This window comes from Synechococcus sp. PCC 7335, from assembly GCF_000155595.1.
In the GTDB taxonomy this organism is placed as follows: Bacteria; Cyanobacteriota; Cyanobacteriia; order Phormidesmidales; family Phormidesmidaceae; genus Phormidesmis.
On sequence record NZ_DS989904.1, the window covers coordinates 2308650 to 2326221 of the forward strand.

Genomic DNA, 17572 nt, shown 5'->3' on the forward strand with positions numbered 1-17572 from the left:
TGTCAGATAAAATTTAATCAGTTTAATCAACGATCGCAAGCTGCTACCGCCAATAGCGAGAGCCCCACCGGACAACCCAATCGGTTCTCTACCGTTTGAAACAACGGTACACAGCGATCAAACCAGCCCACTTGGTTACCGGGTGGCGTTACGAGACCTCTTACTCCATTGAGCCACCATCCCAAAATCCCAGCCAAATTAAAATAGTTCAGCGTGGTCTGCGTATAGGCAGCTTTGGTCAGTGCTGTTTGCAAAGTCGCAGGCGTATAGCGGCGATGGTGCCCGACTGCTTCGTCTAGTGAGTTGTACAGCGATTCAAGCGCCGGCACCTTTACTATTAAAGTTCCATCTGGCGCCAGCATTTGACTGAGTCTGCGCAAAACAGCCACGTCGTCCTTGATATGCTCTAGCACATCTAGCATGATGATAGTGTCAAACGACTGATCAGGCGCCATCGCTGTCACATCAGCAGCGGCGACTTGGACGTGGGGATGAGCTTGAAGGCGCGATCGCGTTTGCCGCGTATAGCCCTCATCCAAATCGATTGCCAGTAGTTCTGAACAGTGCTGGGCAATCAACATCGTAAAGTTACCACATCCACAGCCGACTTCTAGCGTGCGCCCCTTAACATGCGGCTGTAGCTGAGAGAAGATCCACTGGTTATAGCGAGTCGCCGACTGAAGATGGTCAAACCAGACATCTTGCGCACGTAGCATGTTGAACAACTCTCCTAAAAGATCGTAAGGCGCACTAGAAAGCGTAGTGTATTATCACTCACCTTACCTACTGCTAGCGTGATTAACTCTACATTTCAATTAGCGTCTTTATCGCTAAAACATCGTCAGGTGGCTTTTTGGTTTGGTGTTAGCTTCATCACGCCGCTTTACTACGGCTTAGTTTCATTTTTCTATTCCACTTCGTCAGCGTACATTGTTCAAGATGATGCTCGCTATCACATCGTTTGGCTACAGCGCCTAGTCGATCCCGACTTATTCCCTAACGATATTATGGCGGAGTATTACAGTGCTATTCAGGGAATTGGGTTTAGATCGTTCTATAGTTTGGCAGCTTCCCTAGGGATTGAACCGCTTGCCTTTGCGAAGATTGTGCCGCTTTTGTTAGCACTGATCACCACAGCTTATATTTTTTGGGTGGCGCTGCTGATTCTGCCAGTCCCTATCTGCGGTGCGTTGACAACTATTATCTTGAATCAGAATATCTGGATTAGAGACGATTTGATCTCAGCTTCGCCTCGCGCATTCGTATATCCGCTGTTTGCAGCTTTTTTGTACTATCTACTGCGAGATTCTAAGGTTCTAGCTTTGGTCTCGCTAGGGCTATTGAGTCTGTTTTATCCGCAGATGGCGCTGGTCTCTGTTGGCATTTTGACTATCAGGCTAATTAAATGGGATAGGATGACACCAAGGTTGTCAAAGCAGTCACGAGACTATGGTTTTTGGTTGACTGCGGCAGTGATGACAGGCGTAGTCCTGTTGCTATTCTCTCACCAGGTTGCTCAGCAGGCGGGGCCGCTGACTTCATTGGCGCAGATGAAAGTATGGCCGGAGTTTCAGCCAAATGGACGCGGTGCTTACTTTGGATTACCTTTTCTGTCGTTTTGGTTTGACGGCCTTAGCGGCTTACGGTTTCCGCTCTATCCGCCGATTATCTGGTTAGGGGCAATGCTGCCGCTGGTAGTGTGGAAGGTGCCCCAATTCTTTCACAAAGCGTTTCCACTCTCAAAGGCAATTACTGCTGAAGTCAGAGTGCTAGGTGAGTTATTTGTTGCGTCGATGGGATTCTTCTTCCTTTCCCATATTATTTTTCCGACGCTGTATCTGCCAAGTCGGTATAGCTTTTACAGCACTCGGTTTGTATTGGCGATCGCCTCTGGTGTGATGCTGACGCTAGTCATGCAGTGCTGGGTTGGCTGGCTGATCCGTAAAGGACGGTGCTGGCGACAGTGGAGTGGATTAGATCTAGTGCGAGTAGCGGTGAGTGTCGGGTTTGCGATCGCAGTTATCGTTGCTCCTTCTATTCCTGTTCTCTTTCTAAAAGGACAAAGTTGGGAAGTTGGAACACCTGTGAGCCTCTACGACTTATTAGCAAAGTCTCCTAAAGACACCCTGGTGGCGTCGTTGGTGCAAGAGGTAAACGATGATATTCCTGCATTTGCCCAGCGCTCTGTCCTTGTTGGCCGAGAGTTCGCTCTACCCTATCATGTGATTTTCTATGGAGAGATGCGGCAGCGAATGCGAGATTTGATGAACGCACAGTACAGCCCAGCACTATCAGAAGTGCAAGCGTTCATCGCCTTCTACGGTATTGATATCTGGATTCTATCGGAAGATTTTATGAATGATGGCTATTTAGCCCAGAAGGATTGGTTGCTCAATAGCTCAGAGAGAGCAAGCGTGATAGAAGCGAATGATAGCCTTTCTCAAGGCGGCTTGCCTGCTTTGAGCCAAACGATACCTGTCTGTTCTATCTACACCGAAGCGGGTTTAATTGCGTTGGATGCTAACTGTGTGGTCAATCTAGATAGCTGATAATTAGTGGCGTGGGACAACGCCCTATACAGCCTTTCCCTTGAGGAAGACTAATCACCTTTAAAGGTAGCCTTAGCAGTCATTTGTACACCTACTCTTCGAGGGTATCTGAAGCGAGTGAATTCCTCCAAGTGAGGTCGTAGGGCGCTTGGGATAGATAGCGAGCACCTTGTGCTTGAAGGTAGGGTCTGTAGGTTTCGTTGCCTGCTAGATAGACTTGGAAAAAGGCGGTGTTGAGCATCTGATGGTAGTTTTCAGCGATCGCACGAATTCCTTCCCAGTCGTTTTCTTGCCCAGTGAGACGATCAAGGACTTCTAGGGTGATGCGAGCATGGGGTAGGCCAGTGGTGACAGCTAGATAGCGATCTTTGGCGGCAGGATTAGCATCGCCATCGCTAAGCCAGCTAAAGGCGGGAAGCTGTTCGATGACGAAAGGGGTAAGGATGTCTTTGTCGGTCGCTTCCCACAGGACTGGACCGTCAACTTGGGCCATACCGTCTGGTCCATAAAGACTGCGGCTAAAGGGCACGAAGGTGTAGATAGCTTTGATTCGATCGTCTTTTAGAGTAGCGTTAGCGATCGCACCTTCTGGCAGTTCCAAGGCGCGGCACTGATACAGCAATGAGATATTGAACAGGCTAGAGCGGGTTTCGCAAGCATGTTGTAGGTGCTCTAAATCGATTTCTGCCCCAGCAAGCGCAAGCGCTGTTGTACCGCCAAAGGAATAACCAAAGACGCCTGCTCGCTCTGGGTCTAGGTGATTGCTGAACTGCGTTTGGTTCAAGCGAGAAAGTTCGTCGAGGATAAAACTGACGTCTAGCGGCCTGTCAATATATTCAGTCGGTTCAAAATTTTCAGCTTCTAAACCGTTGTAAAAATCGCTAAGCCGTTCGCGATCGCTCCCTGGATGATCTAGCAAGGCTACGGCAAATCCGTGTGATGCCAGATGATTGGCCAGTTCTGTAAATCGATCGCGCCTAGCGCCGAGTCCATTAGAAACAACAACAACAGGAATAGAGCGATCACTGTCAGTCGCTAGAAAATTGGGTAGGTAGAGATCGGTAGGAATGGTGCGATCGCGTCCTTGGTCATACAGTGTCAGTGCTTCTATAGAGACTGTACGCTCACCTAGTGCCCGAGGATCTGGTAGCGCGCTGAAGTCAATAGGAGGTTCGGTTTGGGCGATCGCCTCGGTGTCTTCTGTTAGCTGTGAAACCGTCTGCTGGGTCTCTGATAGCAACGCGCGAAATCTACCGCCGAAGCGCAGCGCCTGAGCAATATTGATCCGAATATCCGATGGAAATTTCTCTATAAACTTGATAAGGGTTAATCCTTCTGGATCGGCTGCTGCTAAGGTCAAGGCAGCTCTCAATCCTTTGAAGCCATTCAATCCTGATTCAGTTTTGATCAGCTCACCTACTTCGCTTAGCAGTTGCTCGCCTGAACGAGTATAGGAAAAGCGATTAGCTAAGACAGGATCTAGATTATAGGTGGCCTTTAGCGCTGAGCGTAGCTGTTCTTGGATGTCAGGACCAAGCCGAGCCAGAATAGTCTCTAGTCCACCCGATGCTTCTCCAGTTTGGGCGAACGTCTCTAGCTCTTGGCGAGTGACGGTAATGCCAGCTAGTCCATACTGCAATTGAATGCGCTCTGCGGCCTTGGCAGTCGTTGGGACGATTAGGCTAGCGAGGGAACCTAAGAGAAAACTTAGTGCGATCACGCTAGGACGAAATGCGAAGCGAGATTGAAAATGCGGACGCGCTTTTTTTTGCAGGATTCCTATGAACTGAAGAGGCTGAAACATTCGACCTGTATAGGCTTTTGCTGCGCTAAAGCATAGTATATCAAGCATACTGTGTAGAAAAAATGCGCCAGTTTTGTCAGAGGCACAGTAGAAAACCAGGAAAAAATGACAGAACTTGGTTAGATGCTCGCCGTGTAATGTTTGCTGTGTAGTAGCTGTGTTTTATAAGAATTCCTATGGAGTACCTCCGGTTGGTTAGCAGGCGTCCGGTGCTAGTTTTGCTGGCTATTCTATGCGCCTATCTACTAGCCTATCTAGGGCTGTGGCGCTTTCAAACGAAGCTGATATTCTTGCCACGCAAGTCCGTTGGGAGTACGCCCAGCGATGTCGGTCTGCCATACGAAGATCTAAGGCTTAGCGTCAAGAACGGAGAGGTCCATAGCTGGTGGATCCCTGCGCCTACAGCCGTTGCCAATTCTCCAGTGGTCATTTTTGCCCACGGCAACGCCAGTAACCTTAGCGATCTGGTTTTTAGATTTCAGCAGTTTCACGACTGGGGCTGTTCGGTCATGGCGTTTGACTATCGGGGCTATGGAGAAAGCTCTGGCCCATTTCCTAACGAGCAGCGAGTCTATGAGGATATAGAAGCGGCCTGGCAGTATCTAACAATGCAGCGGCAGATTGAGGCTAGCAAAATTGTGGCCTATGGCCAGTCGATTGGGGGGGCGATCGCGCTAAACCTTGCTGTCGATCATCCAGAAGCAGCAGGACTGATTATGGAAAGTTCATTTACTTCTATGCGGGACATGGTGGATTACAGATTTCCGCTGTTACCCAAAGTAATACCAATAGATTGGCTCTTGACCCAGCGGTTTGATTCTGTGCAAAAGATGCGATCGCTACAGGTTCCGCTTTTGCTGATTCATGGCACCGACGACGACATTGTTCCAGTGAGTATGAGTCAGCGGCTTCACGAAGCAGCAATCTCAGGAGGAAATACAGCGACTAGATTGTTCTTGATCGATGGCGGGGACCACAACAGCTTACCGACTGCTGGGGGCGATGCTTATGCTAAAAGCATCCAAGCATTCATTGGGCTTCAATCAAATTAGACGTCCAAAGCTGCCTTCAAGACGCCCAGCGAAGCTACCCATTCCTAAGGCGTCTCATAGATAGCCGCGTAGCGAACAGCTACGTAGAGACCTCAGAATAGAAAGCAGCTATTCTACGCAGTCTTTCTTCTGTAAAGTGCATGTAGCCTCTACAGACAAGACACCCTAATGAAAAATCGCCTTGGAGTTGCTCGCCTTTCTCAGCCTCAGCTATGGAATGGGATCATCGTCATTTTGATTGGGCTGGGTGTGCTATTTCGGGTGACTAACCTCGATCGGCCGGTGTATTGGGTAGATGAGGTAGCCACTTCGATGCGGGTTTCTGGCTACACGCAGGCGGAAGTAGTCGAGCAAGTGGCGACTGAACAGCCGCTGAGTGTCTCGGACCTGCAGCGATTTCAAGTGATTCGGCCAGTTGAAGACTCTTCTGCTGAACATCCGTTGCTAGGTTTGATTGGGGTTTTGGTTCAAAGCCCAGAGCATGCGCCTTTGTATTTTGTCCTGGCTCGGTTTTGGGCGGAGCTGTTTGGCAATTCTGTGGTGGCGATGCGAAGCCTACCGGTCCTGTTCGGTCTGCTAGGAATTCCGGCAATGTATGGTACGGGGCGATCACTTTTTTCTCAGATGAAGGACGCCCAGGCACAGATTGTGGCAAAAACGGCGGCAGGGCTGCTGGCAATCTCTCCCTTTTTCGTGGCTTATTCTCAGGAGGCGCGTCCGTATAGTCTGTGGATCTTGCTGCTACTGCTAACAACTCAGTGCCTATGGCGATCGCTACAAACAGGTCGCTGGCGATGGTGGATAGCCTATGGCACCTGTCTGATTCTGTCGTTGTACACATCTTTGCTGACGATCTTGGTTGTGTTGGGTCAGGGTCTAGCAGTGCTGCTGTGGTATCGGCGGCGACTCTATGCCTATCTAACGGCTAGTGCGATCGCCTTATCTGCCCTTTCTCCCTGGGTGATTGTTGTGCTTACCCACTGGCCAAAACTGCAGAGTAATACGGTCTGGATGCAGCAATATGCGCCAATCTGGGCAACGCTAGGCACCTGGTTTTATAGTCTAGCGGTACTATTTTTCGATGTGCCCGTAGCAGAAAGGCCACTGGTTTTCGGTGTACAGGTGGTAGTGGCAACAGCGACCCTTACTTTAATTGGCTACGCTAGCTATGTTTTTGTGCGGCGAACCTCTCCTCAGCTTTGGGGACTTGTTTTGGCGACGGCCCTTTCGACGCCTAGTCTGTTGCTGCTAGTCGATCTTCTACGTAGCGGGCAGGCAGCGGCAACGCCTCGCTACTTGATGCCAACCCATCTGGTCGTGCTGCTAGTCGTCGCTTATTTGCTGTGTGACCACTTGTTCAAATTTCCTTCACCGACTAAGCTATGGCGATTGATTGCAGCTTCACTACTCACCGTGAGTTTGGTTTCTTGTCTAATTCCTCAGCCCTCGCCCTATCTCAAGAGCCGAAATCTGAGCAACGCAGATCTGACTGCGCTTTTAAACACTGTGCGATCGCCCCACTTAGTGACTACGCCTAGCTCCATTCAAGATCTGATCTCCCTTAGCTACGATCTAGATCCTGATATTGTGTTCTACGTTCTGCCTAGCGATACGGCTTCCGCGAATGACCTACTGACAGGTATTCTAAGCGAAGGTAAAGCGACTTTTTTGCTCGCTCCTTCCACCCAAGTAAGGCAGAGAGTTGAGGACAGCCAACGACTAAAGCTGACTAAGCTCTACCAGCCGCCGCCGCTAATATCTGGTGGGTTTGCCTTGACGCTATGGCAGGTCAAGCTGTTATGAAAATTGCCATAATTAGCTCTGGCTTTCTGCCGGTTATCGATGGGGTTACTGTCTCTTTATTTCACCGGGTGCGGGTGCTCAGTAAGCTGGGTCATCAGGTTTTGATTTTGTGCCCAGACTACCAGCCGGTAGCCTCGGTATATCCCAGCTGGCGCGACTATCATGGCGAAATTTTGCCCGGGGTACGGGTGGTGAATTTGCCGAGCGAGCCGTTTATGGGGGTGGAGTTTGAGCGGAATTTTAGCAGACGGGCAAATCGGCGATTGAATCAGGAGCTGGCCATGTTTGATCCAGATATTGTGCACGTAGATGAGCCGGATCGAATATTCCTAGGGACTTTGAGGGCATCGGGAGTGGCCTATGCTAAGGTGCACAACATTCCTTGTGTGGGCTTTTATCACACGAATTTTATTGACTATATTGAAGATTTTTGGCCGCTGCCCTCTGGCTTGATTGCTTTTCTTCAGTGGTTCTCGATGCTGTTTATTCGGCCTGTGTTTCACTCGTATGACGCTATTTTGGTCTCTAGCCCGGTGACAGCTGAGAAAATGGCGCTCATGAAGGTAAGGAACGTGCTGTGCGATCGCTTTTTGGGTGTGGACGTTCAGGCGTTTCAGACGCAGCGCCCAGATCCCAATTTTTTTGCGAAGACGTACAAAATTGAAGGAGTGCAAGACAAGACGAAGCTTGTATTCTTGGGACGGTTGACGCCCGATAAGGGATGGGCATTTACTTTGCGATCGCTGGCTGCTTGGGCAGGCGATCCGAACAACGCCCCCCTGCTAGGCCAAATTGCAATCATCATTGCCGGCGATGGAGAACTGCGTTCCACAGTTTTAGAGAAGCTGCAGCCGCTAGCGAACTCAACCGGGCTTTCCGTTCATCTGCTAGGACGAATAGCTCCAAACGCCGTGCCCTCTCTGCTGGCGAATAGCGATATACATATCACTACCTCTGAAAAAGAAACCCTCGGACTAACCGTGCTAGAAGCGTTTGCAGCAGGGATTCCTGTAATTGCACCTGCCAAAGGCGGCGTGAAAACTCACATTCGCGATGGGAAAAACAGCCTTTTGTTTGAACCACAAAATAGCGAAAGTTTTGGACAAGCGTTGACAAAGCTAGTTTCAGACGTAAATCTACGGTGTCAGTTAGGCCAGCAAGCCCAGCAAGATGTTGTCTGTTATGACTGGGAAAACGTGGTGCCTACCCTGCTATCCACCTGGCAAAATCAGATTTCCCTACACTCCTCGTCTTGACATCCCCTATCTCTCAGCATTACTACATAGAGAAGTTTGATTTGTGTCATCCGCATGAGTGCTTTTAGCCCCTCTCGTTCTGTTTCACCTGAGCCTGTTGCAATTGTCGGCATCGGCTGCCGTTACCCAGGAGGCGCAAACACACCTGATGCCTTTTGGCAGATGATTCGCAGCGGTGTAGACAGTGTTACCGAGGTGCCTCGCTCTCGTTGGGACGTAGAGTCTATATACGATCCTGATCCGCACACACCCAATAAAACCAATACTCGCTGGGGTGGTTTCCTAGAGCAGGTAGATCAGTTTGATCCGCAGTTTTTTGGTATGGCTCCTCGTGAGGTAGCCACCATGGATCCACAGCAGCGGCTGCTGCTAGAGGTGACTTGGGAAGCGCTAGAAGATGCAGGTCAGATCCCGAAGGCTTTACGAGGTTCTAGAACGGGCGTGTTTATTGGGATTGGCACGCACGACTATTCGATTATGCTGTGGCAGCAGCCAGTGAACGATCCCTACGCAACGACGGGGACAGGAAACTGTATTGCGGCCAATCGAATTTCGTATTTATTTGACTTTAAGGCGCCAAGTCTGGCAGTAGATACGGCCTGCTCTTCTTCTTTGGTGGCGATTCATTTGGCCTGTCAAAGTCTGTGGACGGGCGAGTCTGAAATGGCAGTCGCCGGCGGTGTGAATGTACTACTGCTGCCGACGGTGACTGCCGGCTTTTCGAAGGGTGGCTTTATGTCGGGTGAAGGCCGCTGCAAAAGTTTTGATGCGAGTGCGGATGGCTATGTTCGCAGTGAAGGGGCGGGCATTGTTGTGCTAAAGCCGCTGTCAAAGGCGCAAGCGGATGGCGATCCGATCTATGCAGTGATTCGCGGTAGTGCGGTAAATCAGGATGGCTTTAGTCAGGGGATGGCAGCGCCAAATCCACAAGCGCAGACGGCAGTACTGCAAGCGGCTTATCGACTAGCGCAGATTGACCCAGCAGCGGTCAATTATATAGAGGCGCATGGGACAGGAACAAAGCTGGGCGATCCGATTGAGGCGCAGGCGCTAGGAGCAGTACTTTCGGCGGGGCGTAGGCCCGAGCAAGCCTGTCCAATTGGATCGGTGAAAACTAACTTTGGTCATACTGAGACGGCGGCGGGTGTAGCTGGCGTGATCAAAGCGGCGCTGATGCTGAAGCATAGGGAGATGCCACCTAGTTTGCACTATTCGCAGCCAAATCCAGCGATCGACTTTGCAGGGCTAAGACTGAAGGTGCAGTCGGCGATCGCGCCTCTTCCCGCGGAGTCTTACATTGGCGTTAACTCCTTCGGCTTTGGAGGTACAAACGCGCATACTGTTTTGGCAACATTTAATGACAGTAAAAAGACTGTTTCAATTCCTGATTCCGAGAGAGTTTTAGCCATCTCCGCAAAGAACAAAGCGGCTTTGAACTCGTTGGTGAAAGGTTATCTAGATTTGGTAGAAATGCAGGATATTGATCTAGGCGTTTTGTGTAAGGCAGCGAATACGAGGCGATCGCACTTCTCTTATCGGCTAGCTTTTATTTCTAAATCTGTTGCGCAGCTAAAGGTACAGCTGCAAGACTGGCTAGCAGGTGAAGAAGAGATTGCCGGTGTAGTTTCTAACAAAGTTAGTCAAGATTCGCCTGAAGGGATTGCTTTTCTATTCACAGGCCAAGGATCGCAGTTTGTAGGTATGGGCCGTGAGCTGTATGACACTCAGTCTATTTTTCGTGAGGGTCTTGACCAATGTGCAGAGGTTTTAGCAGCGCAAAACGTTGATTTATTAAGGATTCTTTTTGAGTCAGAAGATCTAATCGACCAAACCCAGTTTACCCAGCCTGTTCTGTTCTCCTTTGAATATGCACTAACGAAGCTGTGGCAGTCATGGGGAGTTCAGCCTACGGTTGTGCTCGGCCATAGTTTAGGTGAATATGTGGCGGCCTGTGTAGCGGGTGTGTTTAGCCTTGAAGATGGCCTGAAGCTGATTGCGGCGAGAGGTCGGCTGATGCAGGCGCTGCCGGCAGGCGGGGCAATGCTGTCAGTAATAGCAGATGTAGCGCACTGCAAGGAAGTGTGTGAGCGGTCGGGAATAGGGTTGAAGGTTGAGATTGCAGCGGTTAATGGACCACAAAGCACTGTACTGTCAGGAGACGCGGCGGCGATCGCCCAAATTGCCAAGACACTAGAACAGCAGTCGATTAGAGCAAAGCCATTAGCGGTTTCTCACGCTTTTCATTCAGCGCGGATGGAGCCAATGCTAGAGGACTTTAGAGTGGTGGCAGAGTCTGTTGTATTTCGCCAGCCGACGCTGCCGATAATTTCTATGTTGACTGGAAAACTGGCCACTGCGGAGATTGCAACGGCCGACTATTGGGTGCGCCATGTGCGATCGCCTGTCCGCTTTCTAGACACAATGGAGACGCTTTACCAGCACGGCGAGAGAACTTTTCTGGAAATTGGTTCCAAGCCAATCTTGCTAGGCATGGGGCGAGGCTGCTTACCTACTGTAGAAGATGTGCAGTGGCTAGCTAGTCTACGTCCCAATCAATCAGATAAAGTCTCTATTCTTAGCAGTTTGGCTGCGCTGTATGTTCAAGGTAGAGAAATCAACTGGCAGGCGGTAGAGCCAGAGATTGATATTAAAGGACTGTCGGTTTCGCTGCCGACCTATCCGTTTCAAAGGCAGCGCTACTGGTGGGATGAGGCTAGTATCCCAAGTATGGAGCCCCCTCAGAAGACGACATTTGGTAACGAAACGGGGCACTCGCTGATTGGTAACTATCTACCCTTGGCAGGTTCTAAGGAAAAACATTTCCAAGCTCAGCTGAGTGCTCAGTTACCTAAGTACTTAAACGATCACCGCATTTTGGGACAGGTGGTCTTGCCGGGAGCGGCCTATGTAGAGATGGCGATCGCCGCCGCGCAGCAGTGGAAAAGCTCTATTGAGCTGACCCTAGAACAAGTCGTCATTGAGAAGCCGCTTACCTTCTGCAAAGATCAAGAAAGTACGCTACAAATCTCGCTGATTCCAGAGCATACAGACCAAGCTACTATTCAAGTTTTTAGCCTGCACTCTTCGAACGGAGCTGATAGAGAAACTGTTGAAGAAGTGATTAGGCACGCTACCGCGACAGTTATTTTTAACAGAGAGGCTACCGAGAAACCCTTAGTGGATTTTCAGCTAGCGGATTTTCAGGGAGCGCTATTGGCTCACCCAGTGGCAATCCCATCCTATTACCAGACTCTTAGCGACCAGGGCTTAAACTATGGCCCAAACTTCCAAGTCATCCAACAGCTCTGGCAGATAGAAGGGCAAGCACTCAGCCAGATTTGCCTGACGGAAGACAGCCTAAAAGATAGTGCAGGGGACCGCCGTGAAAAGACTTACGCCCTTCATCCGGCTCTACTAGATGGTTGCTTTCAGACTATTGGAGCTGCCGTGCAAGCGGACTCAAATCAAGGTACCTACCTACCTGTCGGTCTAGATCAACTGCAGTTTTATAGTCCCTTAGAGCGTTCTGGCTGGTGTGCGGTTAGACTACAACGCGCTCAACTTCATCAAAACGGCTCGAACCCCAGAGCGCTCAAGGCCGATCTGTTCATCTGGAATGAAGCAGGAAAGCTGGCTGCTCAGGTGAGCGGAATGACGCTTAAATACGTCACAAGCGCTACTTTGCAACAGCTCTTCAAAACAACAGAAACTCAGCCGCGTATTCAGCCTTTAGAGACTATTCAAACTACCCCGCATCGCTGGTTGCATGAACTAGTTTGGCAGGTAAAAACTCACGACCAACCTCAGTCACTATCAAATCAAAATGCTAAATTCTGGCTACTGTTTTCTGACCGTCAGGGAGTGGGAAAACAGGTTGCAAAAGAGCTACGGAATAAGAGCGATCGCGTTATTGAGGTTATGCTCGCGGATACCTATCAGCTCGATCTAGATACAGACACCTGTAGGCTGAACTCGCTAGATCCGGCCGCTTTTGGCCAGCTGTTTGATGATCTTGTTCCTACGCTTATTGCTGAGAATCAGGGAGTGCTAGCCTGCCAAATCGTATATCTATGGGCTTTAGATGCAAACCGAATCATTGGCGATCTTTTAGATCAAGAAAGAATCTGTGGTGGTCTGCTTCATTTAGTACAGACTCTAGCGAAATTTCCAGCTCTAAAAGTGCGATTGTGGCTACTGACTCAAAATGCGCAGTCGATAGAGGCTCCCAGTCCGCTTGATCTTCAACAGTCTCCATTGCCGGGTCTAGCACGCACTCTACGCCTAGAGCAGCCAGAGCTAGGATGTACTTCTATAGACTTACCGCAGCCATTCACCGATAGAGCGCAAGACCTACTAGTACAAGATCTCTGTGCGCCTGGCCCGGAAGAGCAGATTGCCTACCGTCAAGACAACCGTTTTGTCGCTAGGATCTTGCCTCAAAATAAAGCGATTCAACCGCTAACAGAGCCTAGAGAATCAGCCTTTCGGCTTGGCCTTTCTAGCTATGGTGTCTTAGACGATCTCACTTTGTTGCCTGTAGAAAGACAGCCGCCAAATGCAGGAGAAGTGGAGATTCAGGTGAAGGCGTCGGGCCTGAATTTCCGAGATGTCTTGAATGCGTTAGGAATGCTTCAGTCTGTTTTGGAAGAGATGGGATTTTCGAGTCCGAGCGAGGTTCCGTTTGGGGGGGAGTGTGCTGGCGTCGTAAGCGCTGTGGGTGAAGGCGTAGATCATTTGAAAGTGGGCGATCAGGTGATTGCAGCTCAGGCAGTAGGTAGCTTACGACAGTTTGTCACCGTTCCGGCAGAGTTTGTGGTGACTAAACCTGTTTCAATGAGTTTTGCTGATGCAGCGACGGTGCCGACAGCGTTTTTGACGGCTTACTATGGTTTGGTGAACTGTGCCAGGTTGAGAAAAGGCGATCGCGTTCTCATTCATTCAGCTGCCGGTGGTGTGGGTCAAGCGGCGGTCCAAATTGCCCAATATATAGGTGCTGAAGTCTTTGCAACGGCTAGTTCGCCGAAGTGGGATTTCTTGCGATCACTGGGCATTCAGCATGTGATGGACTCGCGCACGCTTGATTTTGCCGAAGATATTTTGAGTGCAAGCGAAGGTCGCGGCGTCGATGTTGTATTCAACAGTCTCAATGGAGAGTTTATTGATAAAAGTCTTGAGGTTTTAGCGCCACAGGGTCGGTTTGTCGAAATTGGCAAAATAGGCATCTGGGATGCTGAAAAGATGAGCCGCATTCGAGCGGATGTTGACTATTTCCCTTTTGATTTGTTGGAAGTTTCTACGGAGGAACCACAGCTCATTTCTCAGCTTCTAGCTGATTTGATGTTGCAGTTTAAGGCGAAAAATCTATGCCCTTTACCCAAGACTGTTTTTCCAATCGAGTTTGCGCCTGATGCCTTTCGATATATGGCTCAGGCCAGACATATTGGGAAAGTGGTGCTGACCTTTAGTGCGATCGCGCCGCACCAGCCGCTAATTAACCCTCAGGCGACTTATCTAATTACAGGCGGATTGGGCGCACTTGGTCTAAAGCTAGCCCGGTGGCTCGCCGAACAAGGAGCGCGCCATTTGGTGCTAATGGGTAGGCGATCGCCCTCTGAGTCCGCTCGACAGGCAATCAATGAACTTCAGCGCTCCGGAATAGCAGTAGAAACCATTCAGGCCGATGTTTCCAACCTATCTGCTCTCGAATCTGCTTTATCACCCTATCTCACCTCAAACACTAGTCTTCTAAAAGGTCCTCTAAAAGGTATCTTTCATCTAGCGGGCACCCTAGAAGATAGCCTACTGATCAACCAATCTTGGCAGAACTTTGCCAAGGTAATGAAGCCGAAGGTAATGGGCGCTTGGAACCTGCATACGCTGACCAAATCGATTGATCTTGATCACTTTGTTTGTTTTTCTTCCATTGTTTCTGTGATGGGCTCACTTGGACAGAGTAACTATGCAGCGGCTAACGCTTTTCTAGATAGTCTTGCTCACCATCGTCAGAGTCTAGGACTGCCTGCGCTGAGCCTAAACTGGGGCCCTTGGGCCGAGGCTGGCATGGTTGCTAATCTAGACGAGCGCAGCAAGAAACGTATGGTAGAGCAAGGGCTAACGCAGATTTTGCCAGAAGTCGGTTTGGATCTAATGTCGCAGCTGATGCAACAGCCCAAAGCCCAGATTGGCATTATTCCAATCGATTGGGCTACCTTTATGGCAACAGCTAGCGGACAAGCGAGTGGCTCAAATTCGTCTTTACTCTCTGCGGTGAAGCCCGTTACAGCTCCGCAGCCGCGCATACAATCCGGCGTGCTCAGTCAGCTAGCCAAGTGTGAGAAAGACAATTCTCCCGAGGAGAGGCTACGCCAACGCGCTCAAATTCTCACTGGCTACCTTCGTACTCAGTTAGCCAAGGTGATGGGCTTTAGTTCTGCCGAGGCGATCGCCCCTGACCAGCAGTTTGGCGATCTAGGGATGGATTCTTTGATGGCGGTAGAGTTTAGCAACCGCTTACAGAAAAATCTCAACCATCCTATTCCTCAGACATTAGCCTTCGACTATCCTACAATCGACGCGCTAGCGAACTATCTATCGCACGAGATTGTTGTAGATGATGCTTTGCCAGCAGAACAGCAAGAAGATGAGTCAGTAGGAGATTCTATTTTAGATAAACCTCCAAGCAAAAGCGCTGAAAACGGTGGGCTCGCTGCAAATAGAACCAATAATCTACCTACCTTTCAAGAAGTCTCTTCTGATACCGCTAGCGATCAGGTAGCATCCCAAACGGATTCGCAGGTGCCCTATACCCCTTATACCCCACCTCTAGAGCACTATGAATTCTCTCAGCTTCCCGACTACCGCCGCCTTCGTCAAGATCTAGACCGGGTTGAAGATTTGGGAAATCCCTTCTTCACTGTGCATGAAGGTACCGCAACAGATACAACGCAAATTGAAGGGCGATCGCTGATTAACTATGCTAGCTATAACTATTTAGGACTCTCTGGTGATCCCAGATTGAACCAGGCCGCCCAAGATGCGATTACCCGCTACGGTACTTCAGTTTCAGCCAGTCGGGTTGTCTCTGGCGAACGCCCCATTCATCAGCAATTAGAACAAGGACTTGCAAAATTCCTTGGAACAGAGGACTGCATTGTCTATATCGGCGGCCATGCTACCAACGTCACTACTATTGGTCATCTATTTCAAGAAAAAGATCTGATTCTATACGACGCGCTCAGTCACAACAGCATTCGAGAAGGCTGTCGCCTCTCCGGCGCAACAGCGATGGAGTTCCCTCACAACGACTGGCAGGCGCTTAGTCAGCTATTGAAAGAGCATCGCCGTCATTACGAGAAAGTGCTAATCGCAATTGAAGGCGTGTATAGCACCGACGGTGATCTGGCACCGCTGCCTGAATTTGTGCGTTTAAAGGCAGAACACAAGACCTTCTTACTCGTGGACGAAGCGCATTCTATTGGTGTTTTAGGCAATACCGGGCGAGGTATCGGTGAACACTTTGGCATTGAGCCAAGCGTGGTGGATCTATGGATGGGTACATTGAGTAAATCTTTTGCAAGCTGCGGCGGCTATATTGCAGGGTGCTCAGAACTCGTTGAGTACTTGAAATATACGGCGCCTGGTTTCGTATTCAGTGTGGGCATGGCTCCTTCTAATGCTGCCGCCGCATTCGCAGCGCTACAAATCATAGAACAAGATCCTACCCTAGTCGCCAAGGTACAGCGAAGATCTCATCTCTTCTTGACTTTGGCAAAAGAAAGAGGCCTGAACACGGGTAATAGTCATGATTCCCCAGTCATCCCGATTATTGTAGGTGAGCCGTACAAAGCCGTGCAGCTTTCCCATATTCTGTTCCAACAAGGCATCAACGTCCAGCCCATGGTCTATCCATCTGTGCCCTATGATGCGGCGCGGCTAAGGTTTTTCCTAAGTTCGTCACATACAGAAGCGCAGATCCAGCAGACTGTAGGAATAATCGCAGATGAGCTAATGATATTAAACACGGTGGCTCAAACGTGACCCGTCACTATCGAATTGCTGCGCTTCCCGGTGAGGGGATTGGCCCTGAAGTGGTTGAGTCTAGTTTGACTATTTTAGAGGCGATCGCTTCTAAAACGGGGTTCACACTCACCGTTAAGCCAGCGCTGATCGGCGAACCTGCTCGCGAACAGTTTGGCACTCCATTACCCACCGAGACGCTGCGGCTGTGTGAAGCTTCAGACGGTATTGTGTTTGGCTCAGTGACAAAAGGTGGGTTGTTAGAACTACGACGCCATTTTGATCTTTTTACTAATCTGCGCCCAGTTCGCTCATTGCCTAGCCTTGTGCGGGCTTCGCCAATCAAAGCGGAGCGGCTAGCGGGGGTAGATTTGTTGTTTGTCCGCGAGCTAGTTAGCGGCATTTACTTTGGCCCATCGGGTCGGGGGGTAGATGAGAACGGACAGTATGGATTTCATACGATGCGCTATGCGGACGAAGAAATTAGACGAGTGGCTAGGGTAGCTTTAGGGTATGCGCAGCGACGGCGATCGCACTTAGTCGTGGCCCATAAAGAAAATGCGCTACCGCATCTACCTTGGTCACAGCTAGTAGCAGAAGAGGCGATCGCCTTTCCCACTGTTAAAGTAGAGCCAATGCTAGTCGACAACCTAGCCATGCAGCTAGTCATCCGGCCACAAGACTTCGATGTCGTACTAGCGGGAAACCTGTTTGGCGATATCTTGAGTGATTTAGGCGGTGCGATTACCGGCTCAATTGGTCTGCTGGGTTCGGCTAGTCTTAATGCGAATGGGTTTGGTCTGTATGAAGCCGTCCATGGTACTGCTCCAAGCATCGCGGGTAAAGGCATTGCCAATCCGCTAGGGACCCTTGCGGGAATTATTCTTATGCTAGAGCAGTGGGGCGAGCAAAATGCTGCTAGTAGACTGACTGAAATCCAAGAGATTATCTTTGGGCAGGGATATAGGACCTTTGATCTCGCCTTACCATCCGCTTCAGCTTCAGAAAACGTACTGACTACTGCCGCACTGACCGAGTTGTTTCTGATGCATATTCGAGAGCCCTAAGCAGGTAGAATACCAATCATTCGTC

General features: G+C 49.9%; 8 protein-coding genes. 6 read left to right on the top strand and 2 right to left on the bottom strand.

All coding sequences use genetic code 11. From position 1 onward, the window contains the following. Positions 1-26: 26 nt before the first annotated feature. On the bottom strand, positions 27-716 hold the full coding sequence (locus S7335_RS09940; protein WP_006455285.1) for a bifunctional 2-polyprenyl-6-hydroxyphenol methylase/3-demethylubiquinol 3-O-methyltransferase UbiG: 690 nt from the start codon (positions 714-716) through the stop codon (positions 27-29). A 78-nt stretch (positions 717-794) separates the two neighbouring features. Here S7335_RS09940 and S7335_RS09945 point away from each other — a divergent pair, with 78 nt between their 5' ends. Continuing rightward, entirely contained in the window at positions 795-2549 is a 1755-nt protein-coding gene (locus S7335_RS09945) for a hypothetical protein (protein WP_006457697.1), read from the top strand. A gap of 91 nt (positions 2550-2640) precedes the next feature. Here S7335_RS09945 and S7335_RS09950 read toward each other — a convergent pair whose 3' ends face one another. Then, positions 2641-4353, bottom strand: coding sequence for an alpha/beta hydrolase (locus tag S7335_RS09950; RefSeq protein ID WP_050765826.1), 1713 nt, complete (start codon positions 4351-4353; stop codon positions 2641-2643). Positions 4354-4529: 176 nt separating this feature from the next. Here S7335_RS09950 and S7335_RS09955 point away from each other — a divergent pair, with 176 nt between their 5' ends. The 5 genes from S7335_RS09955 to S7335_RS09975 all read left to right on the top strand — a co-directional run bounded on the left by S7335_RS09955 (position 4530) and on the right by S7335_RS09975 (position 17547). After that, a complete protein-coding gene (locus S7335_RS09955) occupies positions 4530-5405 on the top strand; it encodes an alpha/beta hydrolase (RefSeq protein WP_038016027.1) in 876 nt (291 codons plus the stop codon). 168 nt (positions 5406-5573) lie between these two features. Next, positions 5574-7208 (top strand): glycosyltransferase family 39 protein, encoded by a 1635-nt coding sequence (locus tag S7335_RS09960; RefSeq protein WP_006455643.1) that lies wholly within the window; start codon positions 5574-5576, stop codon positions 7206-7208. Then, positions 7205-8464, top strand: a complete 1260-nt coding sequence (locus S7335_RS09965) for a glycosyltransferase (RefSeq protein ID WP_006457383.1) — start codon at positions 7205-7207, stop codon at positions 8462-8464. The genes S7335_RS09960 and S7335_RS09965 overlap by 4 nt, the downstream gene beginning before the upstream one ends. Positions 8465-8518: 54 nt before the next feature. Next, positions 8519-16501, top strand: coding sequence for a type I polyketide synthase (locus tag S7335_RS09970; RefSeq protein WP_038016031.1), 7983 nt, complete (start codon positions 8519-8521; stop codon positions 16499-16501). Beyond that, a complete protein-coding gene (locus S7335_RS09975; protein WP_006456525.1) occupies positions 16498-17547 on the top strand; it encodes an isocitrate/isopropylmalate dehydrogenase family protein in 1050 nt (349 codons plus the stop codon). Before S7335_RS09970 ends, S7335_RS09975 begins: the two co-directional genes overlap by 4 nt. Positions 17548-17572: the final 25 nt, after the last annotated feature.

Coding starts and splice junctions, on each gene's coding strand:
- S7335_RS09940 (WP_006455285.1), bottom strand. CDS start 716: ATGCTACGTGCGCAAGATGTCTGGTTTGACCATCTTCAGTCGGCGACT.
- S7335_RS09950 (WP_050765826.1), bottom strand. CDS start 4,353: ATGTTTCAGCCTCTTCAGTTCATAGGAATCCTGCAAAAAAAAGCGCGT.
- S7335_RS09955 (WP_038016027.1), top strand. CDS start 4,530: ATGGAGTACCTCCGGTTGGTTAGCAGGCGTCCGGTGCTAGTTTTGCTG.
- S7335_RS09960 (WP_006455643.1), top strand. CDS start 5,574: ATGAAAAATCGCCTTGGAGTTGCTCGCCTTTCTCAGCCTCAGCTATGG.
- S7335_RS09965 (WP_006457383.1), top strand. CDS start 7,205: ATGAAAATTGCCATAATTAGCTCTGGCTTTCTGCCGGTTATCGATGGG.
- S7335_RS09970 (WP_038016031.1), top strand. CDS start 8,519: ATGAGTGCTTTTAGCCCCTCTCGTTCTGTTTCACCTGAGCCTGTTGCA.